We start from the raw sequence: 22,148 nt of genomic DNA on the forward strand, positions 1-22,148 counted from the left end.
GGAAGAGCAGATGGCCGACATCACCGCATCGTGGAAGCGGCTTGCCGACCGCAGCCCCATCGTCGAGTTCGTCGACGCGTGCCTGCGCGGCGTGGCGCAGGTGATGCTGCAGAACAACCCGGTAACCGGCCTGGTGATCCTGATCGCGATCGCCGTCGGGGCGTTCGACAGCGGCCATCCCCGCCTGATTGGCGGCGCGGTCGTCGGGGTGGCCGTCGGTACCGCGACCGCCATACTGCTGCGCGCGGACCGGGACTCGCTGCGGTCCGGCCTGTACGGCTTCAGCCCAGTGCTGACCGGGATCGGGGTGCTTCTCTTTCTCCGGGGCAGTGCCCTGGTCTGGCTGTACGTGGTGTTCGGTGCGGCGGCCACCACGGTGGTGACGTTCGCGCTCAGCAACATCATGAAGACCTGGGGAGTGCCGGCCTTCACCTTTCCGTTCGTCCTGACCACCTGGGCGCTGCTGATGGGGGCGTATCAACTCGTCCGGCTGCACGTGAAGACAGCGACCCCACCCGGGCTGCCTGGGCACGGCGGGGCGGAGGCGGCCTACTTCGGCGGCGACACCGTGCTCGGCATGCTGGAGGGCGTCGCCCAGGTCTTCCTGATCGGCAGTTGGATCAGCGGCGTGATCATCCTGGTCGGACTGGCGATCAACTCACTGCGGGTGGCGCTGTTCGCCGTCATCGGCACCGTCGTCGCCGCCCTGATCGCGATCTGGTTCAAGGCCGGGGCCACGGACGTGGATACCGGGCTGTGGAGCTTCAACGCCGTACTGACCGCCATCGCCCTGGGGGCGGTGCTCTTCAAGCCCTCCGTGCCAGCGGTGCTCTACGCCCTGTTCGGCATCGTGGTCACCGTCTTCATCCAGGCCATGCTCGCCACCGTGCTGGCCCCGTACGGCATCCCGACCCTGACCGCGCCGTTCGTCTTCGCCACCTGGATGTTCGTCATCGCGAAGGAGAACTTCACCCCCATTCCGCAACACAAGTCCTATCGCGGCGGGCTGATGGCACCACTCAAACCAGACGTCGGAAAGAACCACTGAGCCGCGTCGGAAAGAACCGTTGAGTCACGTCGGATCCAACCGTTGAGCCGCCGGCCGGACCGGTGAGGAAGGGGGCACGGATGCTCGCGCAGGCCACGATCAGCGCAGGTGACACCGCCTGGGTGTTGATCTGCGCTGGGCTGGTGCTCTTCATGACGCCCGGCCTGGCGCTCTTCTACGCCGGCATGGTGCCCAAGAGCAACACCCTGGTGATGTTGCAGCAGAACATCATCGCGCTCGGGGTGGTCAGCGTCACCTGGGTCCTGCTCGGCTACACCATCGCCTTCGGCGACGACGCCGGTGGCGGACTCTTCGGCAACCTCGGGCTCTTCGGGCTGCTCGACATCGGCACCCCACCCGCCCCGGCGTTCCGGGTGGTCGCCGAGGGCGTCACCATTCCGGCACTGGCCTTCGTGGCGTACCAGATGATGTTCGCGGTGATCACCCCCGCGTTGGCCACCGGAGCCACCGCCGGCCGGTTGAAGTTCGCCGGCTGGGCGGTCTTCCTCGCCATCTGGTCGATCATCGTCTACGCGCCGGTCGCACACTGGCTCTGGCACCCCGGGGGATGGCTGGCCAAACTGGGTACGCAGGACTGGGCCGGCGGCATGGTCGTGCACGCCTCGGCCGGGGCGGCCGTACTGGCCCTGCTGCTCGTGGTCGGCCGGCGACGGAACTGGCCCCACACCAACACCCTGCCGAACTCGGTGCCACTGATGATCGTCGGTGCCGGCATCCTCTGGTTCGGCTGGTTCGGGTTCAACGGCGGGGACGGACTCCAGGCCAACGGGGTCGCCGCGCAGGCACTGATCAACACCCATCTGGCCGCTGCGGCCGGAATGCTGATCTGGCTGCTGATGGAACGGGTGGAGGACGGGCACGCGACTGTGGTGGGGGCGGTCTCCGGCGCAGTCGCCGGGCTGGCCACGATCACTCCGTGCGCCGGCTTCGTCAGCACGCTCTCCGCGCTGGCGATCGGGGCGATCGCCGGTTTCGTCTGCCACACCGCGCTGCGGCTGAAGTACCTGTTCCGGCTGGACGACGCGCTCGACGTACTCGCCGTGCACTGGGTCGGCGGCATGCTCGGCTCGCTGCTGCTGGGCCTCTTCGCGCAGAAGCGGGCCAACACTCTGAGCGCGGACGGGCTCTTCTTCGGCGGCGGGTTCCGGCTGCTCGGCAACCAGGTGGTCGGCGTACTCGTCGTGGTGCTGTTCTCGTTCGTCCTGACCTGGCTGATCGCCACCGGCATTGAGAAGACCATCGGGCTACGGGTGCCGGTCGCCGACGAGGGCCGACTCGACCACACCCAGCAGGGCATGGACGCCTACCATCTCGACCCGGTCTCCAGCCTGCCGGGCGGCGGTTCGCCGACCGGTGGGCCGGGTCCGCAGCCAATCGTCGGCGGCACACCGGTACGGCCGAAGCCCGACCAGACCCGGTTGGTCATCGGGCTGCTGGACGCGGCGGTGGTGCACTCCGGTGACCTGCGGGACGCGTTGCAAGCCGCCGGAGCGGTTTCGATCGTGGTCTCCGAGGCGCACGTCTCCACCGCACCCGCCCATCCCCAGGTCGTCCGGGGCTACCGGCGTGACCTCGAACTGGCCGGCCGGATCCGGGTTGAGGTGCTGGTGCCGGAGGCGGAGGTGCTGGCGGTGCTGGAGGTCTTCGACCAACTCTCGCCCGGGCATCCCGAGGGATTCGTCCAGGTCGCCGAAGCGAGCGACGACTTCCGTCCCGGGCCCGGTGGCGGCCCTTCCGGCGGCTCGCCGCCCGGGTCCAGTGGTGCGAGCTGATCCGCTGCGATGAGCGGTGGCGGGGGAGGGGGCCCGGCCCCGGGCGGCAGTGACGCTAGCCGGTGGCAGGACGCGGAATCCGAGTTCCGCCAGCCGGTGCTCGCGCTGGCCCTGGCCACCGGGGTCGCCGGGTACGTCGACGCGTTCAGCCTGCTGCGCTACGGGGTCTTCGTCGCGAACCAGTCGGGCAGCCTCATCCACCTCGGGATGGGCCTGGCCGGACACTTTCCGGGCTGGCCAGCGGCGCTCGCCTCGATCGTCGGATTCGGGCTCGGCGGAGGCTTGGCCCACCTGTTGCGTCGCCGGGTCGAGTCGCATCGTCGCGCGCCGCCTGGCCCGCAGCTGGTCGTCGTGATCGGAGTCGTACTGCTGTGGGCCGGGTTGGAGCAGGCTCTCGCCGTACGACACGGGCAGTTTGGGCTCGCACAGCGGGTTCCGCTCGCCGCCGTCGGTGCGATCGGCATGGGCATGCACGCGGTGTTGTTCGTCCGTACCGCCGGGGTGAAGACGACGACCACCTATCAGAGCGGCACGGTGCTGAACACCGGGGAGAACTTCGTCAACTGGCTACGGCACAGTGACCGGCGTCGCTCCAGCAACCGGCGCTGGCTGCTGGGATTCGTCGGCACCGGCTGCTACGCCGCCGGTGGGGGATTCGGTGCCCTGGTCACGCCGTGGCCGGTCTGGGTGTTCGTCGGCGCGGTCGCCGGCCTGGTCGTGCTGTTGGGGATTGTGCGTCCACCCCGGTTCGGGGCGATGGACTGAACACGGGGTGCTTGGCGATTCGGGGTGCTTGGCGATTCGGGGTGCCGAGGGAATTCGGCTGCGGATCGGTTTGGGCCCGGCCAGAATGCCGACATGGCGACGAAGATCATCAGGCTCAATCCCGACACTCTTCACGACAATCCCGGATATCACCACGTCACCATCGTCGAGGCCGGCCGGACTGCCTACCTGGCCGGTCAGTGCCCGTTGGACCGCGCCGGAAACCTGGTCGGAGCGGGCGACCTGGAAGCCCAGGTCGACCAGGTCGTAGCGAACGCCGCTGCGGCCCTGGCCGCGATCGACGCTAGCCCGGAACATGTCGTCCGGTCGGTGATCTATGTGGTCAGCAACGACAGCGTGGTGTTGGGTGACGTCTGGCGGCAGCTGACCGGGTCGGTCATCGGTCCGGCGTTCAGTACGGCCAGCACCCTGCTCGGCGTCGCGCAACTGGGCTACATCGGGCAGCTCGTCGAAGTCGACCTCACCGTGGCATTGCCCGACTGAGCCGGGCGACCGGTGGCATTGCCCGACTGAGCCGGGCGGCAGGTGGCCCTGCCCGAGTGGGCCACGGCGGCATTGTCCGAGCGGGCGGCAGCGGCCAGTAAACGACACCGGCCAGTGAACGACACCGGCCCGGGGGCGAGTGCCACCCCCGGGCCGGTGTCGTTATTGCTGGTGCCGGGCGGGGCCCGGCAGAGGTCGCACCACTACTTGTGCTGGGCCTCAACCGGCTCCGGCGTCAGGTCCGCAGCCGACTCCGTCGTCGGATCCGCAACCTGTGTCGGCGTCGGAGCCTCCGATGCCGAAGCCGTAGTCGTAGTCGGTAGTCGGCTCGGGTACCAGATCCTTGGACCGATCAGCCGGAACAGTGCCGGGACCAGGGCACCCCGGATCAGGAAGGTGTCGAGCATGATGCCGACCGCCATGGCGAACCCGAACTGCAACAGCGAGTTCAACGGCTGCGTCATCAGTACGGCGAAGGTGGCGGCCAGAATCACCCCGGCTGAGGTGATCACGCCACCGGTACGGGTCAGCGCCACCCCGATGCCGTTCGGGTAGCCGTGTATCGACACCTCCTCCCGGATCCGGCTGGCGAGCAGGATGTTGTAGTCGACGCCGAGCGCGACCAGGAAGATCAGGCAGTAGAGCAGTACCAGATCGTTGGTGCCGGCCTGACCGGCGAACGCCACCCAGGTGAGACTCGTCGCGCCGAGCGCGGAGAGCAGGGAGAGCGCGGTGGTGATCAGCAGGACCAGCGGGGCCAGGATCGCGCGGAGCAGCACGATCAGGACTACCAGGATGAGTATGGCCATCGCCACCGTCACGACCAGGAAGTCCCGTAGGTTGCCCTGCCGGTTGTCCAGCGCGTTGGCGCTCTCTCCGCCGACCAGGACCGTTCCGTTGGGCAGGGCTGCCTTGGCGACCTCCCGTACCTGCTCGGTGCGGTCCAGGGCTGGCGTGCCGTACGGGTCATCGGCGTAGATGACCTGGAAGCGGGCGACCTGCCCGTCGGCAGAGAGGGTCGGTTCCCCTACCCGGCTGACGCCGTCGACTCCTTTGATCGCCGCACCGATGGTGTTCGCCCCGGCGGTCGGGTCGCCGCCTGTGACGAGCACCGTGGTGGGGGCGAGCTGTCCGCCGGGGAATGCCTGAGTGAGGATCTGTTGTCCGCGCAGCGAGTCGGTGTCGCCACGGAAATCGGCGACCAGGTTGGCGTTCGGGGTGTAGGTGAGGAAGCCGAGGGCGAGTAGGCCGAGCACGGCGACCGTGCTGGCGGCGACCGGGCCGGGCCGGCGTAGCACCAGGGCGGAGATTCGGCCCCACAGGGACCGCTCGCCGGGGACACGTTCGGCGTTCTTCATCGGCCAGAACGCGGCCCGGCCGAGCAGCAGCACCGCGGCGGGCACGAAGGTCAGGCTGACCAGGAGCACGAAGAAGACACCGAGGGCGAGGAAGGAACCGAACTCCCGGGTCTTGGGGACGATCGCCAGCAGCAGGGTGAACAGGGCCAGGATGACCGTGCCGGCGCTGGAGATCACCGGTTCGCCGACCTTACGTAGGGCGAGGCGCATCGCCGCAAACCGGTCCGGTGTGTCGGCTAGCTGCTCGCGGAACCGCATCAGTACGAACAGGGCGTAGTCCGTGCCGGCACCGAAGAGCAGCACCGTCATGATCGAAGCTGTCTGAGAGTCGATCTTGATGATTCCGGCGTCCGCCAGAGCCGCGCCAACCGCGTTCGTCAACTGCAGGGCCACCCCGACGCCGAGTAGCGGGATCAGGGCCAGCATCGGTGATCGGTAGATCGCCAGCAGGATGAAGAGCACCAGCAGCACGGTGAGGCCGAGCAGGATGAAGTCGGCGTTACGGAAGACCTCGGTGGCGTCGGTGGCGATGCCGGCCGGACCGGTGAGTCGGATCTCGGTCCCACCCTGGCCCGAGCCCGCGATGTCGCGGATCTTCTGGACGGTCTCGCCGAACCGCTCGTCGCTGCTGGGGATCCCCTTGATCGGTACCATGATCGTGGTGGTGGTGCCGTCCTCGGAGCGCAGGGCCTGCGCGGCCGGCGGCGGTACGGTCGTGATGGAGACCGCGCCGGCCACACCCTCCGGAGCGTCCGGACCGGTCATGGCGTCGCTGATCCGCTTCACCTCGGCCTCATCGGCCGGCTGGAGTCCGTTCGGGTTGCGGAGCACGATGATCGCGGGCACGCCGTCCTGATCCGGGAACTTCTCCAGCAGCAGGTCTCGGGCTTCGGCGGATTCGGCGCTGGGCGGCGGGGCGTTGGACCCGCTGTCCTCTTTGACCTCGTCGAGGGTCGGAGTCAGACGTGGTACGAGCGCAGCGAGCAGGATCCAGATGCCCACGACCAGCAGGGCTCGGGTCCGAGATTGGGCAACTAACTTGCCCAAGGCGGTCAGCATGGAAATTGTCCCATTCTATGGCAGGTAGCGCGTTTGTTGCGGTTTGACGTGTGCTGTGCCGAGTTGTCGACCGAAGGGGATGTGGCTGGGTAGAAACGTTACGTTGCGAAACTGCGCCGCCTCCTGTCAGCCAGCTCCGCTGAGGTGGCGGAGACCGGTGGTCGTACGTCGTACTTGCCGTGGTGTGTGCCCCTGCCGTAGACACGAGGCATGTCATATAGAAAACGCCAAATGCGAAGACTGCTCGGTGCGGTGGCGGCCGTACTGGTCGCGGTCGCCGCCGCCCCGACCGCTTCGGCTGCCCCGACCGCTTCGGCTTCGGCTCCGGCGGCCATGACAGTCGAGGCCGCGGCGACGTTCTCCGCGTACACCCGGTTCAACGTCCCGACCGAGAACGGGACCCGGGACCGGACGATCGAGGACGAGATCGTCGCGTTGACCGACGCCGTACCGGCCGGCTCCTACATCCGGGGTGCGATGTTCAGCTGGACCTCGCCGGTGGTCGCCGAGGCGTTGGCTCGGGCGGCGGCGCGAGGCGTCGTGGTCCGACTGGTGATCGACCGGGAGGGTGCCGGCAACGTCAACCTCGACCCGGACAACGCCGCCATCCGTACCCTCAAGGCGGCGAACCTCGACGACCTGGTCTTCTGCGGAAGCTCCTCGTCCTCGGTGGCCGGATCCAGCGGGTGCGTGGCGAACTTCAGCAACTCGATCAACCACAACAAGTTCTTCACTTTCTCGACGTCGGGGACGAAGAAGCGGGTCGTCCTGCTGGCCTCGCAGAACCTGACCTTTTCCCAGAACAACCTGTTCAATAACGCGGTGGTGGTGCACGAGGACTATGACCTCTACGACCACTTCACCCGCTACTTCAACGAGATGCGGGCGCAGCGCAAGGACAACGACTTCTTCACCGCCGCCGATGGTTACTACAAGTCGCCGAACACGGCGGTGACGCTCTACCACTCGCCCCGGGCCAGCGGCGACACGGTAGGCAACGTGCTCAGCTACGTGACCACGTACGAGAGCGGCTGCTCGGTCGAGGTGGCCCAGGCGATGTTCACCGATCCTCGTACCGTGATCGCCAGCGAGCTGCTGCGGATCGCCCGGCTCGGCTGCCAGGTCCGGATCGTCTACGGCAGCATGGGCACGGATGTTCACCGCACGCTGCAGGGCTCGGCCAACGTGGCGATGAAGAAGTACTACGACGCGGAGAGCGACAACTACGACGGTCGGATCGTCACCGTGCACTCCAAGTACCTGGTCGTCAAGGGCAACTACAACGGCACCCCCGGCCGGACCATCGTCTTCACCGGCTCGCACAACCTGACCGGGCCAGCGCTGCGCAATCACGACGAGACGTTCGTCAAGATCGAACATCCCACCGTCTCGGCCGACTACCGGGCCAACTTCGCCACGCTCTGGTCGCGGGCCAAGTGCGTGAACCCGGACAACGGGAGCTGTGTCTACTGACGGCCCGCGTTAGGAAGGGCCCCTTGTTATCGGATTTTGCCTAGGAAGGGGCCCTTCCTAACATCCGGGCGGCGAGCCTGCCCCCGGCGGCCTCGGGTGCTGTCGGGCAGGGCAGGATGTACGCCGGAGGGGGTGGCGAAGATGGCGGGCCGGGTTCGAGACGAGGACATCGCGCTGGTTCGTGAGCGCACCTCGATCGCCGATGTGATCTCCGAGACCGTCACTCTGAAGTCGGCCGGCGGCGGCAACCTCAAGGGCCTGTGCCCGTTCCACGACGAGAAGACTCCCTCGTTCACCGTGGCGCCTGCCCGAAATGTCTACTTTTGCCACGGCTGTGGGTCCGGTGGCGATGCGATCAAGTTCCTGATGGACGCCGAGCACCTGACCTTCATCGAGTCGGTCGAACGGCTCGCCGGTCGGGCCGGCATTCAGCTGCGTTACATCGAGTCCGGCTCCGCCCCGGCCCGTCAACAGCCCGGTCAGAAGCAGCGCCTGGTCGCCGCGCACGCCGCCGCGGTCGAGTTCTACGCCGGCCAGCTCGGCACCGCCGAGGCCCGGCCGGCCCGGGAGTTCCTCGCCCAGCGCGGCTTCGACCGGGCCGCCGCCGAGCGCTACTCCTGCGGGTTCGCACCGAACGCCTGGGACCAGTTGACCCGGCACCTACGGCAGAAAGGCTTCACCGCCCCGGAGTTGATCACCGCCGGCCTGGCCCGCGAGGCACGCTCTGGCTCGCTTATCGACCGGTTCCGGGGGCGGCTGCTCTGGCCGATCCGGGAACTGACCGGCGACGTGATCGGCTTCGGTGCCCGGAAGCTCTTCGACACCGACGACGGCCCGAAATACCTCAACACCCCCGAGACGCCGATCTACAAGAAGTCGCACGTGCTCTACGGTGTCGACCAGGCCAAACGGGAGATCGCCAAGCAGGGGCGGGCGGTCATCGTCGAGGGCTACACCGACGTGATGGCCTGCCACCTGGCCGGCGTACCGACCGCCGTGGCGACCTGCGGCACCGCCTTCGGCACCGACCACATCGGCGTACTGCGCCGGTTGCTGATGGACACCGACGCCGTGGCCGGCGAGATCATCTTCACCTTCGACGGAGACGCCGCCGGGCAGAAGGCGGCGCTCCGGGCCTTCGAGGAAGATCAGCGCTTCGTCGGTCGTACCTTCATCGCGGTCAGCCCGGACAACATGGACCCCTGTGACCTGCGGCTGGCCAAGGGCGACATGGCCGTGCGCGACCTGGTCGCCCGCCGCGAGCCGCTGGTCGACTTCGCGCTGCGCCAGGTGCTCAGCCGGTACGACCTGGACACCGTCGATGGCCGGGTCGAGGCGATGCGTCGGGCCGCGCCACTGGTGGCCAAGCTCAAGGACCGGGACAAACGCCCGGAGTACGTACGCAAGCTCGCCGGCGACCTCGGGATGGAGATCGAACCGGTGCAGCGGGCGGTGCTGGCCGCCGCTGCCGCCCCGACCAAGGGCACCCCCGGGGACAAGCCCGCCCAACCGGCCCGGCCGAGCCCCGCCGCACCGATCGTGGACAACCCGCAGTCGCAGGTCGAACGGGAGGCGTTGAAGCTCGCCATCCAGGTGCCGGTGCTGGCCGGCCCGATGTTCGACGCGCTCGGGTCGGAGGTCTACCTGCACCCCGTACATGTGGTGGTGCGGCAGGCGGTGGCCGAGGCCGGCGGGGCGGCAGCGGCGACCGGCGGGGCGGTCTGGATCGGCCAGCTCCAGGATGCCTGCACCGACCTGGCCGCCCAGGCGCTGGTGACCGAGCTGGCGGTCGAGCCGCTGCGCCTCGACGGCGAGCCGGACCCGCGCTACGTCTCGATCACCCTGGCCCGGCTGGAGTTGGGTGCGGTCAGCAGCCGGATCGCCAACCTCAAATCGAAGGTGCAGCGGGTCAACCCGGTGGCCAACAAGGACGAATACTTCGCGCTCTTCGGTGAGCTGCTCTCCCTGGAGCAGCACGCGCGGGCGCTGCGGGACCAGGCGGCGGGAGGGCTGTAGCTGATGGGTATCTTCAACCGCCGGCCCAAGCTGCCGGCCGACCGTCGGCCTCCGCTCGACCGGGACGAACGGGTGCTCGCCTGGGCGTCGGTCGCCGAGGGTAACAAGGCCACCGACGGTGGCAAGGTCGTCGTGGCGACCAACTACGGGCTTTGGCTCCCCGACGAGCAGCAGCGGCTGGGGTGGCACGACATCCACAAGGCCACCTGGACCGGGCGGGAGTTGGTGGTCACCCCGGCCGAGCTGGTCGAGGATCGGGACGACTACCGGGTCCTCGCCGACCGACCGTTCCGCACCTACCTGCTGCCCGATCCGGGGGAGGTGCCGCACCACGTACGAGCCCGGGTGACCCGCTCGGTGGCGTACACCGCGCATCATCAGCTTGCCGGTGGGGGCGTCCGGGTGGCCGCCCGTCGGGTCAGCGGCGTCGACGGTCTGACCTGGACGGTGCGCTACGACCCCGGTACGGCGATCGACGACGAGACGGTGGTCGCGCAGACCGCTGCGCTGGTGGCGACCGCCCGGAACGCGGCCAGCACCGACGACTGACGTCGCGTCACCGACTATTGACGTCCCGTCATTGACGACTGAGTTCGCGTCATCGGCTGCTGGCCGCGTGGCGGTTCGGGGTTATCAGAAGCGCAGCGCCAACATGTTGTCGTAGCTGCGTTCTGCCGCGCCGTAGACGCCGCCCTGCTCGGGCGGGGTCGAGCCGGCGTTGTCATGTTCCCAGATGTAGTGATGCTGGCCGATTGAACGCAGGCTCTTGAAGAAGCGTTCGAACGGCACGTAGCCGCCGGGTACGCCGAACTCGGTCATCGACAGGCTGGTGCCTTCGGCGTTGAGTACGCCGTCCTTGACGTGGAACAGCGGGAAACGTTCCTGCCGTCGGCTGAGGGTACGGATCGGGTCGAAGACGTCGGTACGGCTGTTTCCGTGCTCGTCGACGTACGTCTTGAACCGCACCTGTGCCTGGTAGGCCCAGAAGATGTCCATCTCGAAGTGGACGAGGTCGGGCTCGGTCAGGTCGAAGAAGTATTCGAGCCCGCGTACTCCGCTGGATCGGGTCGGTCGACCGGCGTCGTCCAGCGGCCCGGCGTCGAGCAGGAAGTTGTATTCGCCGTCGTGGTTGTGCTGGTAGAACTTCAGCCCTCGGGCCTTGGCCGCCCCGCCGACGGCGTTGTAGCGGTCGGCCGCCGCCCGCCAGTCGGCCCGGTAGCGGCTGCCGGTCGGTGCCTCGGCGGTGCCGACGTGCTTCATGCCCAACATCTCGGCTATGTCGAGTTGCCGGGTCAGGTCGTTCCAGAACGCGCCGAAGCCGACGTGTGAGCCGACCGCGCGTAACCCGTTGTCGTCGAGGATCTGCCGGATCGCGCGGATGTCGGCGTCGGACGGGTTGCCCACGCCGTAGCCTGCGAACTCGATCTCCTTGAAGCCGAGTGCGGCAAGGATGGGCAGCTTTTCCGCGAAGGGTGCGGGGTCGCTGCGTACGGAGTAGAGCTGGATGCCGATCTTTCCGACCGGGAGTCGGTTGCCCCGGTGGTCGCGTACCGCGCTGTCGGCCGGTGCCTCGGCCTGTGCCTCGGCCACGCCGGTGAACGGGCCGGCGATGGAGATCGCACTGGCTGCCGCGCAGGCGGAGAGGCCGAGGAATCCGCGCCGGCTCCAGGGGTTGGCGTGCGGGGTGGGGGTGTCTCCTGTGCCCATTACTTCCCTCCTGGCTCGATCCTGAGCCGGACCGTACCCGCAGGATGAGCCAAAAGATAGAGCTTGATGAATTGAAGTTCCATCGATATGTTGCCAAGCTTTTGTTGGTGCCGTCGAAAGCTCGGGAAACCCAGTGGGACAAGTCGGACGTCCCGGCTAGGGTCGTCCCGTGACGACCGATCGACCTCTCATCCGAGCGCGGGGGTTGGTGAAACGCTTCGGCGACTTCACCGCTGTCGACGGGATCGACATCGACGTACCGGCGGGGGAGGCGTTCGGCTTCCTCGGCCCGAACGGGGCCGGCAAGAGTTCGACCATGCGCATGATCGGCTGCGTCTCACCACCGACCGACGGCGAGCTGACCATCCTGGGGATGGACCCGCGTCGCGACGGGCCGGCGATCCGGGCCCGGCTTGGCGTCTGTCCACAGCATGACAGCCTCGATCCGGAGTTGACCGTCCGGGAAAACCTGACCACCTTCGCCCGCTACTTCGGCATCCCGCGCAAGGTGGCCCGCGCCCGCGCAGGCGAGCTGTTGGACTTCGTACAGCTGACCGACCGGGCCGACAGCAAGGTGGAGCCGCTCTCCGGCGGCATGAAGCGCCGCCTGACCATCGCTCGGGCCCTGGTCAACGAGCCGGAGATGGTGCTGCTCGACGAGCCGACCACCGGGCTCGACCCGCAGGCCCGGCATCTGGTCTGGGAACGGCTGTTCCGGCTCAAGCAGCAGGGCGTCACGCTGGTGCTGACCACGCACTACATGGACGAGGCCGAGCAGCTCTGCGACCGGCTGGTCGTGATGGACGGCGGGCGGATCGTGGCCGAGGGCTCACCCCGGGCCCTGATCGAGCGCTACTCGACTCGCGAGGTGGTCGAGCTGCGGTTCGCCGCCGAGTCCCAGGAAGACTTCGCCGGCAAGCTGGCCGGCATCGGTACGCGGACCGAGGTGCTGCCCGACCGGATCCTGCTGTACGTCGCCGACGGCGATGCCGCCGTGGCGCAGGTGCACGAGCGGGCGCTGATCCCGGCCAGCGTGCTGGTCCGGCGCAGCAGCCTGGAGGACGTGTTCCTGCACCTCACCGGCCGTACGTTGGTGGATTAGTCGTTTATCCGGTAAAGCCTCGGGTATCGGCACGACCATGACCACTGATGGCGACGAACAGTACGAGCGTGGCCTGGCGGCCCTACAGCAGGCCGACGGCGGTGCCGGGCAGCGGCTCCTCGATGCCCTCGCCGACATCTCGCCCGAGCTCAGCCACCGATCCGTCGCCTGGTCATACGGGGACCTCTACGTCCGGCCCGAACTGCCGCGCCGCGACCGGGAGTTGTTGACCCTCGGCATACTCACCGGTCTCGGTGGGGCCGAGGCCCAGCTCGAGGTGCATGTCAACGGTGCGCTCAACGCCGGCCTGACGCCCGCCGAAATCGTCGAGGCGCTGTTGCAGTCGGTGGTGTACTGCGGTGTGCCTCGGGCGGTCAACGCCACCCTCGTCGCCAAGAAGGTCTTCGCCGAGCGCAACCTGCTCCCGGTCCGCCCGTAGCAGCCGGGCGAACACAGGTGGACTGAGCTGGGCTACTCCGACTCCGCTGCCGGCCGGGTCTGATCAGTCAGCGGGTTGCGGTGGGCACTTCGTTTGCCGCCAGGAACTCGTCGAACGTGCGGGGTGCCCGCCCGGTCAGTTCCCGTACCGTCGGGGTCACCTCGGACATGCCGCCGGATGCCATGTCCGCGTAGAGCCACAACAGGTCTGCCACGAACCAGTCGGGCAGGCCTTTCGCCCGCAGGTCGTCGGCCGCCTCGGCAGGGGACAGGTCCCGGAAGGTTGCGCCGATCTTCGCCGCGATCTCCCGGTGCGTCAGCGCCTCCGGGCCGGTGAGCGGGTAGACCGTGCCGGCAGCCTCGGGATCCCTGGTCAACAGTACGGCCGCGCAGGCAGCGATGTCGTAGGCGTCGATGTAGGCGACCCGGCCCTCGCCGTACGGCCCCGCCACGGCGTTGTCGCCAGCGAAGCCGCCCTCGCCAGTGAAGAAGTTTTGCATGTAGCCGGTGGGTTGCATGGTCGACCAGGTCAGGCCGGACCTGTGGAGGTGCTGTTCGATCTCCCAGTGTGCCCGTACCGACAGTTTCGCCTCGGGGCTGGGCTGCCACGCCGACACCTTCACCAGTTGGGTGACGCCAGCTGCGTGGGCCGCATCGATGGCGGCGATCTGTTGCCGGACCATCGGTTGCGGTCCGGCAACCGGGAGCGCACCCCCACTGTTGAGCAGCAGGCGGTCGACGCCCTTCAGCGCGGCCGACACGGATGCTGGCTCGTCGAGGTCCCCCACGATGAAGTCGCAGCCCAGCTTCCTGCCCTTGGCCTCGTCGCGTACCAGAGCCCGGAACGACGCTCCGGCGTCGTCGAGTGCCCGTACCAGGTGTCGACCGATCGTGCCGGTCGCTCCGGTCACCAGGATCATGAGTTTCCTCCGAAGTAAGATGAGGTGCCCTCAAGAAGCTAGCAATAAGTCGAGGACTGCTCAAGTTATGTCGGACTCATTACGATCGACGCCGGTACGGCGTCCACGCGCCGACGCACGGCGTAACCGCGAACGGCTGTTGGCCGAGGCCGAGGCGGTCCTGCGGGAGCAGGGCACCCAGGCCTCGCTGGAGCAGATCGCCCGTCGCGCGAAGGTCGCCATCGGTACGCTCTACGCCCACTTTCCCAACCGCCACGCCCTGCTGATGGCGTTGCTGTCCGACCGGCAGGACGCCATTTTCGCCCTGGGCGACGAACTCCTGGCCGACCGGTCCGCCCCGCCCGGCGAGGCACTCGACCGGTGGATGCGGGCCGTCGCCGAGCACGGTGCGACCTACAGTGGACTGGCCGACCAGATGTTGGGCAGCCTCGACGACGAGACGTCCGCGCTGCACCAGGCGTGCAAACGGATGTCGGAAGCCGGTGGTGCACTGGTCGAACGGGCCCGAGCGGCCGAGGTGATCCGGGCCGATGTTTCGGCGGACGACGTCTTCGCCCTCATCAGTGCGGCGGCCTGGCTGTACGGCAACCAGTCCGACCCCGGGCACGCCGACCGACTGGCGTCGGTCATCTTCAGCGGTCTACGGCCGGAGGACGGCGAGTTGAGCCGTCGTTAAATCCCTGGCCAGCAGATACGTGTATCGCCGATGATTGCGGCCACGGCCACGGCCACGGCCACGACCCGACCCGACCCGACGGGCCGACATGTCCGCTGCGGATGGCACACCGCCCGACGAAGACCCGTGCGAGAGCCAGACCGGGAGCCACCATGAATGTCACCGAACGCCGCGAGCTTGCTCATCGGGCGCTCGATGGCTACGCCAGTGGCCCCGATGCTACGACCCTGGCGATGGCCCGTGCCCTCGCGAAGGTCGACGACGCTGTGGCCATGGTGCTCGTCGAGGGCGTCAGCGACCAGATCGCACTGGAAACAGCCGCCGTAGGTCGGGGCCGGGACCTTGCGGCGGAGCGGATCGTGATCGTACCGATCAACGGCGCACACGCGATCGGCCACTTCCTGGCTGGGTTGGGCCCGCTTGGCACCCGGGTACGACTTGCCGGCCTGTGCGACCTGCGGGAGGAGGAGCTATTCCGGCGCGGCCTCGCCGCCCAGGTCGGCTCAATTCCCACCCGCGCCGATATGGAACAGCTCGGGTTCTACGTCTGCGTCGACGATCTGGAGGACGAGCTGCTCCGTGCCGTGGGCACCACAGAGGTCGAAGCCGTCTTCGACTCGCAGGGCGACCTCGGGTCGTTCCGCTCGTTGCAGAGCCAACCCGCCTGGCGCGGACGGCATCTCGAAGCGCAGATGCGGCGGTTTCTGAGTAGCGGCTCGCGCCGCAAGCTGCGCTACGCCCGGCTGCTGGTCGAGGTGGCAGTTGCCCGGGATGTCTTGCCTCGCCCACTCGACGCGCTGCTCGCCGCCGTTTGATCCGCCTCGCGTCCCGGGCAGTCGGCCTCGCTCGACGGCCACGGCCCACGGCTATCGACCGAACGGTAGCCGTGGGCCGGCAGGCGGTACGCTGCGCCGGGTGGGGACCCTGGTACGTTTTGTGATCGTCCACGATGGAGTTATTTCGCGATATGCGATGGGTGGCAGCGTCGCCTACGGCGTCGACTACAACTTCGCGATCGGGCCGGCGGCCGTGCTGCGCTGGCTGAGCGCACTGAACGAGGACTACGACGGCGACGACGGTTGGGCCGACGATCGGAGCTGTCCGGACGCCTTCCTGATCGACGCGGATCGACGCCGCCTGTTGTTCTACACCAGCCTGTCCCCGTTTGAGTGCGAGAAAATCTATGCCTTCCGTGCTGCGCTGCTCGACGGGTACTCGCGAACCTGGCCGGGCTGGACGATCGAATGGGCCTACGACGGGACCGGCGACCTCGTCGCGGCCCTCGGCGAGGATCGAAGCGTGGTACGCGAGACCGACCCGTTCATCACCGAGCTGTTCCCGTACGGTCGACAGGAGCCGGGCGGGCCGGTCAAGTACGTCGTCAGCGTGGCCGACGAGACCGGGTGTCGCGCCTACGCGCTGGACGCGTCTGCCGAGCAGCCGTGGCGGCTAGGTCCGGAACTGCTCACGGTGCTGCCGGCCGAGGAGCCGGTTACCGCCTGCCGCACGATGCCCCTGGCCGGCCTGCACCTTGATATCCGTGCCCGACGTGCCGGGCTTTGGAGTATCGAGGCCCTCCGTGGACTTTCCGAGTGGTGGCCGCAGCGTTGGCCCGGCTGGGAGCTGGAGTTCTGGGCCGACGACCCCCGCCATCAGCTCGCCTGCGTCGAGGACCTTACTTTTCCCCCGGTCGACGTGGACCTGGCGCTGCGAATCCTTGCCGATCGCGTAGGAAGGAATTGGCCGGTCGAGGAGACCCTGCGCGGGCGGGGCGTCGACGTTGATGAGTTTTACGAGTACCACCCTGGTCTCCGCGCGCAGTTGGACGCTCGGGTCAGCCCAGCAGAGGTCGATGCGGCGGTTACCGCGATCCTCGACGGCCGACCGCCGTACGAATACTGATAGGGACGCGACAACGAGCGCACCAAGCTGCACTTTCGGCGGCACGAGCGGATATCCGCTGGCCCCGGCTTGGATCTTGCAGTCTTGGGTGCCTGCCTGCTTGGCACCTATCGTGTGCGTCATGTCGATCAACGACCGAGAACTGGTCATCGAAGCGGCCGATGCCGGGGCTGCCGTCGTGCGTTCCCATTACGGGACGTCGCTGACTCGGTTCGAGAAGTCCGGAGGGGACTTTGCCACGACGGCCGACGTCGAAGCCGAGAAGGCCATCCTCGACGTTCTGCACGCCGCCCGACCGGACGACGTCGTGGTGGGAGAGGAAAGCGGACGCACCGGAACCGGCGGGAACGGACGCGAGTGGCTGGTCGACCCGTTGTGCGGGACGCTGAACTTCGCCGTACGAAACATGTTGGCTGCGGTCAATGTTGCTCTGCGAACCGGGACGCAGATCGTGGCGGCAGCTTCGGTGGACCCGTTCGCCAATGAGGTGTTCTGGACTGACGGTGCTGGCGCGTACGTGCGTCGTGACGGCGCGGACAAGCGACTCACCCCGTCGGCCGAGTCGAGTCTGGTAGACGTCAATCTCGACCCGCCGTTTCCCAATGAGCGAGTTTTCCGGGCCACCCGGATGCTTGCCGACCAACGGTTCATCGAACAGTTCCGCCCACGCGTCCTCTCCACCACCCTGGCGGTGGCTTGGGTCGCTGCCGGCCGACGTGCCGCCTACGTAACCGATGGCCGGCACCTCCACGACAGCGTCCATTTCGCGGCCGGCATCGCCCTCGGTCAGGCGGCCGGCTGCGTGGTGACCGGAATCGACGGCCAGCCCCTTCACGCCAGTGCCGGCGGCCTCATCGTGGCCGCCGACGAGCAAACGCACGCCGCTCTGCTGACGCTTGTCAAGGACCAGCGTGCAGCGGGGGACTGATCGAATGGTGCGTCGGAGCCAACATCAGTGACGATTCCGCGGGACGAGTCGGACGGTCAGGTGGCCTGCGCGATCTGGATCAGGTTGCCGCAGGTGTCGTCGAAGACCGCCGTGGTGACCGTACCCATTTGCAGAGGCTCCTGGGTGAACCGTACGCCCAGGCCACTCAGTCGTTCGAACTCGGCGCGGACGTCCTCGACCGCGAAAGACGTGTACGGGATACCGTCGTTGACCAGCGCCTCCTTGAACGGTTTGGCCGCAGGGTGCCCGTCCGGTTCGAGCACCAACTCGCAACCGTTCGGATCGTCGGGGGAGACGACGGTGAGCCAGCGTGCCTCGCCGAGGGGAATTTCCGTCTTCTTCACGAAGCCCAGTACCTCGGTGTAGAACCGCAGTGCTTCGTCCTGATTGTGCACGAGAACGCTGGTGAGGTTGATGCGCATCAGTTCTCCTTCGTTTCGCGGTTGCGCCAACGATCGGTGAGGCGCTCCAGGGGGCTGGTGTCGATGTAGTGGAACTTGTAACGGCCCTCGCGGTGGCTGGTGACCAGGCCTGCCCCGATCAGTACCTCCAGGTGTTGGGAGATCGCCTGCCGGGACGAGCCGAGCTGGTACTTCATGGTCAGTCGGGAACAGATCTCGAACAGCGTCTGGCCATCACGCTCCGCCAGCTCGTCGAGGATCCTTCGGCGGGTCGGGTCGGCCAGTGCTTTGAACACGTCACCCTCTCGGGCGGTGTCGCGTTCAGGTTCGGCGCTGTGACCCACCACACGATGATAGGCAAGTGTGGACTTGCCTATCAAGGCTGACAGGCGGATCGGCTCACGGCTGGCGCACCCCGCACCTACTCGTTGGAGAGCAGCTCCTCGAAGGACGCCGACAGGGCGAACGGGTCGGCTGGCGTGACCGGCTCCCGCCGTACCATCTCCTCGGCCAGCTCCCGGCCCGCCCGCCGAATCCGACCGCGCAGCTCGCCCTCGACGGTGGCTGCGGCCCAGTCGTCGGTGGCGGCGAACACCGACGTGGGTACGACCACCGACCGGAGATAGGTGAACATTGGGCGCACCGCGTGTTCGAGGGCCAACGAGTGCCGGGCGGTGCCGCCGGTCGCGCCGAGCAGCACCGGCCGTCCGGTCAGCGCCCCCTCCGGCAGGACGTCGAAGAACGACTTGAACAGCCCGCTGTACGAGGCGTTGAAGATCGGCGTGACGGCGATCAGACCGTCCGCGCCGGTCACCGCCTCGATGGTCGGCCGCAGTGACTCCGACGGGAAACCGGTCAGGGTGTGGTTGACCACGTCATGCGCATGATCGCGTAGCTCGATCATTTTGGTGTCGAGTCGTACGCCCAGCTTGACCAGCTCGTCGCGGGTGGCCGCGGCGAGCTGGTCGGCCAGCAGACGGGTGGACGACGGCTGGCTGAGGCCGGCCGAGACCACGGCCAGGGTGCGCTGCTTCATCGCGTGGCCTCCGCCGGGTCCCCGGTAACTCCCGCCGCGCCGGTCTTGCCCGCTGTGCCTGCCGTGTCCCGGGCCGCCTTCAGTGAGGCGTGCGTCGGGGCCTCCGGCACGTGCGCCGGCCGCAGCGCCGCGAATTCCCGGCGTAGCACCGGCACCACCTCTTCGCCGAGGAGATCAAGCTGCTCCAGTACGGTTTTCAGCGGCAGTCCCGCGTGGTCCATCAGGAACAGTTGCCGCTGGTAGTCGCCGACGTACTCGCGGAACGTCAGGGTCCGGTCGATGACCTGTTGCGGGCTGCCCACGGTCAGTGGGGTCTCCCGGCTGAACTCCTCCAGCGACGGGCCGTGGCCGTACACCGGGGCGTTGTCGAAGTACGGCCGGAACTCCCGTACGGCGTCCTGCGAGTTGCGGCGCATGAACACCTGGCCGCCGAGACCGACGATGGCCTGGTCCTCGCTGCCGTGGCCGTAGTGGGCGAAGCGCTGGCGATAGAGGCCGACCATGCGCTGGGTGTGCTCCTTCGGCCAGAAGATGTGGTTGGCGAAGAATCCGTCGCCGTAGTACGCGGCCTGCTCGGCGATCTCCGGGCTGCGGATCGAGCCGTGCCACACGAACGGCGGGATGCCGTCCAGCGGCCGGGGAGTCGAGGTGAACGACTGCAGCGGCGTACGGAACTTGCCCTTCCAGTTCACGACATCCTCGCGCCACAGCCGGCGCAGCAGGTCGTAGTTCTCGATCGTCAGCGGGATGCCGTTGCGGATGTCCTGCCCGAACCACGGGTAGACCGGCCCGGTGTTGCCCCGACCCAGCATCAGGTCGACCCGGCCGTCGGCCAGGTGCTGCAACATCGCGTAGTCCTCGGCGATCTTGACCGGGTCGTTGGTGGTGATCAAGGTCGTGGCGGTGGAGAGCAGCAGCGTCTTCGTCTGCGCCGCGAGATAGCCGAGCATGGTGGTCGGCGACGACGGCACGAACGGCGGGTTGTGGTGCTCGCCGGTGGCGAAGACGTCGAGCCCCACCTCCTCGGCCTTGCGGGCGATGGTGACCATCGCCTTGATCCGGTCACCCTCGGACGGGGTGCGGCCGGTGGTCGGGTCGGTGGTGACGTCGCCGACGGTAAAGATCCCGAACTGCATGGTCAGCTCCTCACTCAGGTACGAGGGGCAGCCGTCCGACCCTCTGAACCACCGGCACAACATGTTTGACTCGTCAACTATTCCAGAGGTGTTAGGAAGGGGCCCTTCCTAGGCAGAAAGCGATAAGAAGGGGCCCTTCCTTACATCAGCGCCGTAGAGTACGCCGGTGATCGTTGCCGAGCGTCGCGCTGCCGTGGCCCCGAGCGGCTGGGCGGCCACCCTGGCGGTCTTCGAGTACTACCTCGTCGTCTACCGGCGCTGCTGGCGGGGCAGCGTCTTCGGGGCGTTCGCCCTGCCGCTGCTGACCATGCTCGGCTTCGGGCTGGGCGTCGGGGCGTACGTCGAGGGCGGGGTCGCCGGCGTGCCGTACCTCGACTACATCGTTCCCGGTCTGATCGCCTCGACAGCACTCCAGGTCGCCATCGGCGAGTCGACCTGGCCGGTGCTGGGCAACTTCGAGTGGAACAAGTACTACTCCGCGCAGGCAGCGTCCCCGCTGCGGGTGGCCGACATTCTCAACGGGCAGTTGGCCTTCGTGCTCTTTCGGGTGCTCACCAGCACCGTGGTCTTCCTCCTGGTCGCGGTGGCCTTCGGCGCGCTGCACTCGGCCTGGGCGTTGGCCGTGCTGCCGCTGATGCTGCTGCTCGGGTTGGCGGTCGCCGGGCCGGTGGTGGCGTACACCTCGATGATCCCCAGCGACAGTTACCTGTCGCTGCTGTTCCGGTTCGGCGTGATCCCGATGACGTTGTTCGCCGGGGTCTTCTTCCCGGTCGAGTCGCTGCCCGGGGCGGTGCGGTGGCTCGCGTACGTGTCGCCGCTGTGGCACGGGGTCGACCTGTCCCGGGCGGCGACCCTCGGCGTCACGCCGTACTGGTCGATCCCCGGTCACCTGGGCTACCTGGCCCTCTGGGCGGCGGTCGGTTGGCTGCTGGCGTGGTGGCGGTTCCGGTGCCGGCTGGTGAGTTGACCGGCTGGTGAGCTGAGAGGAGAGCGAGTACGTGGTCAGCGTTGTCCTGCCCCGGCTGGTCAACTTCGAGGGAACGTACCGCCGGTCGGCGTCGGTCACCGAGCGGAACATCGCTACGGTGCGTTCCGCCTACTGGCTGGTGCTCATCTCCGGCTTTTTCGAGCCGCTGCTCTACCTCTTCTCCATCGGCGTCGGGGTCGGGGCACTGATCGGGGACATCACGCTGCCCAGCGGCGAGGTGGTGTCGTACGCCGCCTTCGTCGCGCCCGCGATGCTCGCCTCCTCGGCGATGACCGGGGCACTGGCCGAGACCACGTTCAACTTCTTCGGGAAGTTGAAGTACATGAAGCTGTACGACGGCATCCTGAACACCCCCGTGCAGCCGTTCGAGATCGCGCTCGGCGAGCTGGCCTGGGCGATGCTGCGCGGCACGCTCTATTCGGCGGCGTTCCTCGGCATCATGGTGGCGATGGACCTGACCAGCGCCGGCCGGGCGGTCGTCGCCTTCCCGGCCACGGTCCTGGTGGGCTTCGCCTTCGGGGCGCTCGGCATGGCGCTGTCGACGTACATGCGCAGCTGGCAGGACTTCGATCTGATGGGGGCCATCCAGTTCACCCTCTTTCTCTTCTCCGGAACCTTTGTGCCGGCCGACGCCTATCCGATGCTGCTGCGGTGGCTGGTGGAGGTGACGCCGTTGTACCGCGCCGTCGACCTCGTCCGGGGCATCAGCACCGGGAGTACGGGCTGGCTTCAGCTGGTCGACGTGCTCTACCTTCTCGCCGCCACGATCCTGGGCTTGGCGCTCGCGGCCCGGCGAATGGGACGGTTGCTGTACCGATGAGCGCCGCCCTCCATCGCTGTCAGTAGTGGAGCTGTCGGCGGCGCGCTGCCGCCAATC

Annotated in this window: 22 protein-coding genes; 15 read left to right on the top strand and 7 right to left on the bottom strand. The window is 67.9% G+C overall.

Features of this window, described 5'->3' with window-relative positions:
• Window positions 1–10 precede the first annotated feature (10 nt).
• From yut to ACWDV4_RS17740, 4 genes are all read left to right on the top strand, one after another.
• Window positions 11–1,048 carry an urea transporter gene (gene yut / locus ACWDV4_RS17725; RefSeq protein ID WP_449979915.1) on the top strand — a complete coding sequence of 346 codons (1,038 nt, stop codon included), beginning with the start codon at window positions 11–13 and terminating at the stop codon, window positions 1,046–1,048.
• 80 nt (window positions 1,049–1,128) lie between these two features.
• Window positions 1,129–2,841 carry an ammonium transporter gene (gene amt / locus ACWDV4_RS17730; protein WP_449979918.1) on the top strand — a complete coding sequence of 571 codons (1,713 nt, stop codon included), beginning with the start codon at window positions 1,129–1,131 and terminating at the stop codon, window positions 2,839–2,841.
• Between the two features lie 9 nt (window positions 2,842–2,850).
• Window positions 2,851–3,606, top strand: coding sequence for a DUF1275 family protein (locus tag ACWDV4_RS17735; RefSeq protein ID WP_449979919.1), 756 nt, complete (start codon window positions 2,851–2,853; stop codon window positions 3,604–3,606).
• Window positions 3,607–3,699: 93 nt separating this feature from the next.
• The gene (locus tag ACWDV4_RS17740) at window positions 3,700–4,110 is read left to right on the top strand and encodes a RidA family protein (RefSeq protein ID WP_449979922.1); all 411 of its coding nucleotides are present in this window, start codon (window positions 3,700–3,702) and stop codon (window positions 4,108–4,110) included.
• 203 nt (window positions 4,111–4,313) lie between these two features.
• Here the strand turns inward: ACWDV4_RS17740 and ACWDV4_RS17745 are convergent, their stop codons facing one another.
• Complete coding sequence (locus ACWDV4_RS17745) at window positions 4,314–6,515, bottom strand: MMPL family transporter (RefSeq protein ID WP_449979923.1); 2,202 nt, start codon at window positions 6,513–6,515, stop codon at window positions 4,314–4,316.
• Window positions 6,516–6,758: 243 nt separating this feature from the next.
• On the opposite strand from ACWDV4_RS17745, the gene ACWDV4_RS17750 reads away from it, so the two are divergent.
• From ACWDV4_RS17750 to ACWDV4_RS17760, 3 genes are all read left to right on the top strand, one after another.
• A complete protein-coding gene (locus tag ACWDV4_RS17750) occupies window positions 6,759–8,000 on the top strand; it encodes a phospholipase D-like domain-containing protein (RefSeq protein WP_449979926.1) in 1,242 nt (413 codons plus the stop codon).
• 141 nt (window positions 8,001–8,141) lie between these two features.
• A complete protein-coding gene (gene dnaG / locus ACWDV4_RS17755) occupies window positions 8,142–10,016 on the top strand; it encodes a DNA primase (protein WP_449980081.1) in 1,875 nt (624 codons plus the stop codon).
• Between the two features lie 3 nt (window positions 10,017–10,019).
• Window positions 10,020–10,565, top strand: a complete 546-nt coding sequence (locus tag ACWDV4_RS17760; RefSeq protein WP_449979928.1) for a hypothetical protein — start codon at window positions 10,020–10,022, stop codon at window positions 10,563–10,565.
• A gap of 84 nt (window positions 10,566–10,649) precedes the next feature.
• Here ACWDV4_RS17760 and ACWDV4_RS17765 read toward each other — a convergent pair whose 3' ends face one another.
• Window positions 10,650–11,723 carry a sugar phosphate isomerase/epimerase family protein gene (locus ACWDV4_RS17765; protein WP_449979929.1) on the bottom strand — a complete coding sequence of 358 codons (1,074 nt, stop codon included), beginning with the start codon at window positions 11,721–11,723 and terminating at the stop codon, window positions 10,650–10,652.
• Between the two features lie 169 nt (window positions 11,724–11,892).
• On the opposite strand from ACWDV4_RS17765, the gene ACWDV4_RS17770 reads away from it, so the two are divergent.
• Both ACWDV4_RS17770 and ACWDV4_RS17775 read left to right on the top strand, forming a co-directional pair.
• Window positions 11,893–12,825, top strand: a complete 933-nt coding sequence (locus ACWDV4_RS17770; protein WP_449979931.1) for an ABC transporter ATP-binding protein — start codon at window positions 11,893–11,895, stop codon at window positions 12,823–12,825.
• 37 nt (window positions 12,826–12,862) lie between these two features.
• On the top strand, window positions 12,863–13,264 hold the full coding sequence (locus ACWDV4_RS17775; RefSeq protein WP_449979934.1) for a carboxymuconolactone decarboxylase family protein: 402 nt from the start codon (window positions 12,863–12,865) through the stop codon (window positions 13,262–13,264).
• Window positions 13,265–13,331: 67 nt separating this feature from the next.
• Here the strand turns inward: ACWDV4_RS17775 and ACWDV4_RS17780 are convergent, their stop codons facing one another.
• Window positions 13,332–14,183 carry an NmrA family NAD(P)-binding protein gene (locus ACWDV4_RS17780; protein WP_449979937.1) on the bottom strand — a complete coding sequence of 284 codons (852 nt, stop codon included), beginning with the start codon at window positions 14,181–14,183 and terminating at the stop codon, window positions 13,332–13,334.
• A gap of 67 nt (window positions 14,184–14,250) precedes the next feature.
• Between ACWDV4_RS17780 and ACWDV4_RS17785 the strand changes: the two genes are divergently transcribed.
• The 4 genes from ACWDV4_RS17785 (at window position 14,251) to ACWDV4_RS17800 (ending at window position 17,689) form a co-directional block, all read left to right on the top strand.
• Window positions 14,251–14,859 carry a TetR/AcrR family transcriptional regulator gene (locus tag ACWDV4_RS17785; protein WP_449979939.1) on the top strand — a complete coding sequence of 203 codons (609 nt, stop codon included), beginning with the start codon at window positions 14,251–14,253 and terminating at the stop codon, window positions 14,857–14,859.
• Between the two features lie 152 nt (window positions 14,860–15,011).
• Entirely contained in the window at window positions 15,012–15,674 is a 663-nt protein-coding gene (locus ACWDV4_RS17790) for a TOPRIM nucleotidyl transferase/hydrolase domain-containing protein (RefSeq protein WP_449979942.1), read from the top strand.
• 100 nt (window positions 15,675–15,774) lie between these two features.
• A complete protein-coding gene (locus tag ACWDV4_RS17795) occupies window positions 15,775–16,761 on the top strand; it encodes a hypothetical protein (RefSeq protein ID WP_449979945.1) in 987 nt (328 codons plus the stop codon).
• Between the two features lie 121 nt (window positions 16,762–16,882).
• A complete protein-coding gene (locus tag ACWDV4_RS17800; RefSeq protein ID WP_449979947.1) occupies window positions 16,883–17,689 on the top strand; it encodes an inositol monophosphatase family protein in 807 nt (268 codons plus the stop codon).
• Window positions 17,690–17,745: 56 nt separating this feature from the next.
• On the opposite strand, the gene ACWDV4_RS17805 is transcribed toward ACWDV4_RS17800, so the two are convergent.
• The 4 genes from ACWDV4_RS17805 to ACWDV4_RS17820 form a co-directional block, all read right to left on the bottom strand.
• Window positions 17,746–18,132: a VOC family protein gene (locus ACWDV4_RS17805; RefSeq protein ID WP_449979949.1), complete on the bottom strand. Its 387-nt coding sequence runs from the start codon at window positions 18,130–18,132 to the stop codon at window positions 17,746–17,748.
• Complete coding sequence (locus ACWDV4_RS17810; protein ID WP_449979952.1) at window positions 18,132–18,455, bottom strand: ArsR/SmtB family transcription factor; 324 nt, start codon at window positions 18,453–18,455, stop codon at window positions 18,132–18,134. The genes ACWDV4_RS17805 and ACWDV4_RS17810 overlap by 1 nt, the downstream gene beginning before the upstream one ends.
• Before the next feature lie 77 nt (window positions 18,456–18,532).
• Complete coding sequence (locus tag ACWDV4_RS17815) at window positions 18,533–19,147, bottom strand: FMN reductase (protein WP_449979954.1); 615 nt, start codon at window positions 19,145–19,147, stop codon at window positions 18,533–18,535.
• Window positions 19,144–20,283 carry an LLM class flavin-dependent oxidoreductase gene (locus ACWDV4_RS17820; RefSeq protein WP_449979956.1) on the bottom strand — a complete coding sequence of 380 codons (1,140 nt, stop codon included), beginning with the start codon at window positions 20,281–20,283 and terminating at the stop codon, window positions 19,144–19,146. The genes ACWDV4_RS17815 and ACWDV4_RS17820 overlap by 4 nt, the downstream gene beginning before the upstream one ends.
• A gap of 166 nt (window positions 20,284–20,449) precedes the next feature.
• Here ACWDV4_RS17820 and ACWDV4_RS17825 point away from each other — a divergent pair, with 166 nt between their 5' ends.
• Complete coding sequence (locus tag ACWDV4_RS17825; protein ID WP_449979958.1) at window positions 20,450–21,250, top strand: ABC transporter permease; 801 nt, start codon at window positions 20,450–20,452, stop codon at window positions 21,248–21,250.
• Between the two features lie 31 nt (window positions 21,251–21,281).
• A complete protein-coding gene (locus tag ACWDV4_RS17830) occupies window positions 21,282–22,091 on the top strand; it encodes an ABC transporter permease (protein ID WP_449979960.1) in 810 nt (269 codons plus the stop codon).
• Window positions 22,092–22,148 lie beyond the last annotated feature (57 nt).

The organism is Micromonospora sp. NPDC003197 (assembly GCF_053590565.1).

Excerpts from the sequence above, each read along its gene's own strand:
- ACWDV4_RS17820 (WP_449979956.1), bottom strand. The coding sequence starts at position 20,283 with ATGCAGTTCGGGATCTTTACCGTCGGCGACGTCACCACCGACCCGACC.
- ACWDV4_RS17760 (WP_449979928.1), top strand. The coding sequence starts at position 10,020 with ATGGGTATCTTCAACCGCCGGCCCAAGCTGCCGGCCGACCGTCGGCCT.
- ACWDV4_RS17750 (WP_449979926.1), top strand. The coding sequence starts at position 6,759 with ATGCGAAGACTGCTCGGTGCGGTGGCGGCCGTACTGGTCGCGGTCGCC.
- ACWDV4_RS17790 (WP_449979942.1), top strand. The coding sequence starts at position 15,012 with ATGAATGTCACCGAACGCCGCGAGCTTGCTCATCGGGCGCTCGATGGC.
- ACWDV4_RS17785 (WP_449979939.1), top strand. The coding sequence starts at position 14,251 with ATGTCGGACTCATTACGATCGACGCCGGTACGGCGTCCACGCGCCGAC.
- ACWDV4_RS17800 (WP_449979947.1), top strand. The coding sequence starts at position 16,883 with ATGTCGATCAACGACCGAGAACTGGTCATCGAAGCGGCCGATGCCGGG.
- yut (WP_449979915.1), top strand. The coding sequence starts at position 11 with ATGGCCGACATCACCGCATCGTGGAAGCGGCTTGCCGACCGCAGCCCC.
- ACWDV4_RS17815 (WP_449979954.1), bottom strand. The coding sequence starts at position 19,147 with ATGAAGCAGCGCACCCTGGCCGTGGTCTCGGCCGGCCTCAGCCAGCCG.
- ACWDV4_RS17775 (WP_449979934.1), top strand. The coding sequence starts at position 12,863 with ATGACCACTGATGGCGACGAACAGTACGAGCGTGGCCTGGCGGCCCTA.
- ACWDV4_RS17765 (WP_449979929.1), bottom strand. The coding sequence starts at position 11,723 with ATGGGCACAGGAGACACCCCCACCCCGCACGCCAACCCCTGGAGCCGG.
- ACWDV4_RS17805 (WP_449979949.1), bottom strand. The coding sequence starts at position 18,132 with ATGCGCATCAACCTCACCAGCGTTCTCGTGCACAATCAGGACGAAGCA.
- ACWDV4_RS17740 (WP_449979922.1), top strand. The coding sequence starts at position 3,700 with ATGGCGACGAAGATCATCAGGCTCAATCCCGACACTCTTCACGACAAT.
- amt (WP_449979918.1), top strand. The coding sequence starts at position 1,129 with ATGCTCGCGCAGGCCACGATCAGCGCAGGTGACACCGCCTGGGTGTTG.
- ACWDV4_RS17780 (WP_449979937.1), bottom strand. The coding sequence starts at position 14,183 with ATGATCCTGGTGACCGGAGCGACCGGCACGATCGGTCGACACCTGGTA.
- dnaG (WP_449980081.1), top strand. The coding sequence starts at position 8,142 with ATGGCGGGCCGGGTTCGAGACGAGGACATCGCGCTGGTTCGTGAGCGC.
- ACWDV4_RS17735 (WP_449979919.1), top strand. The coding sequence starts at position 2,851 with ATGAGCGGTGGCGGGGGAGGGGGCCCGGCCCCGGGCGGCAGTGACGCT.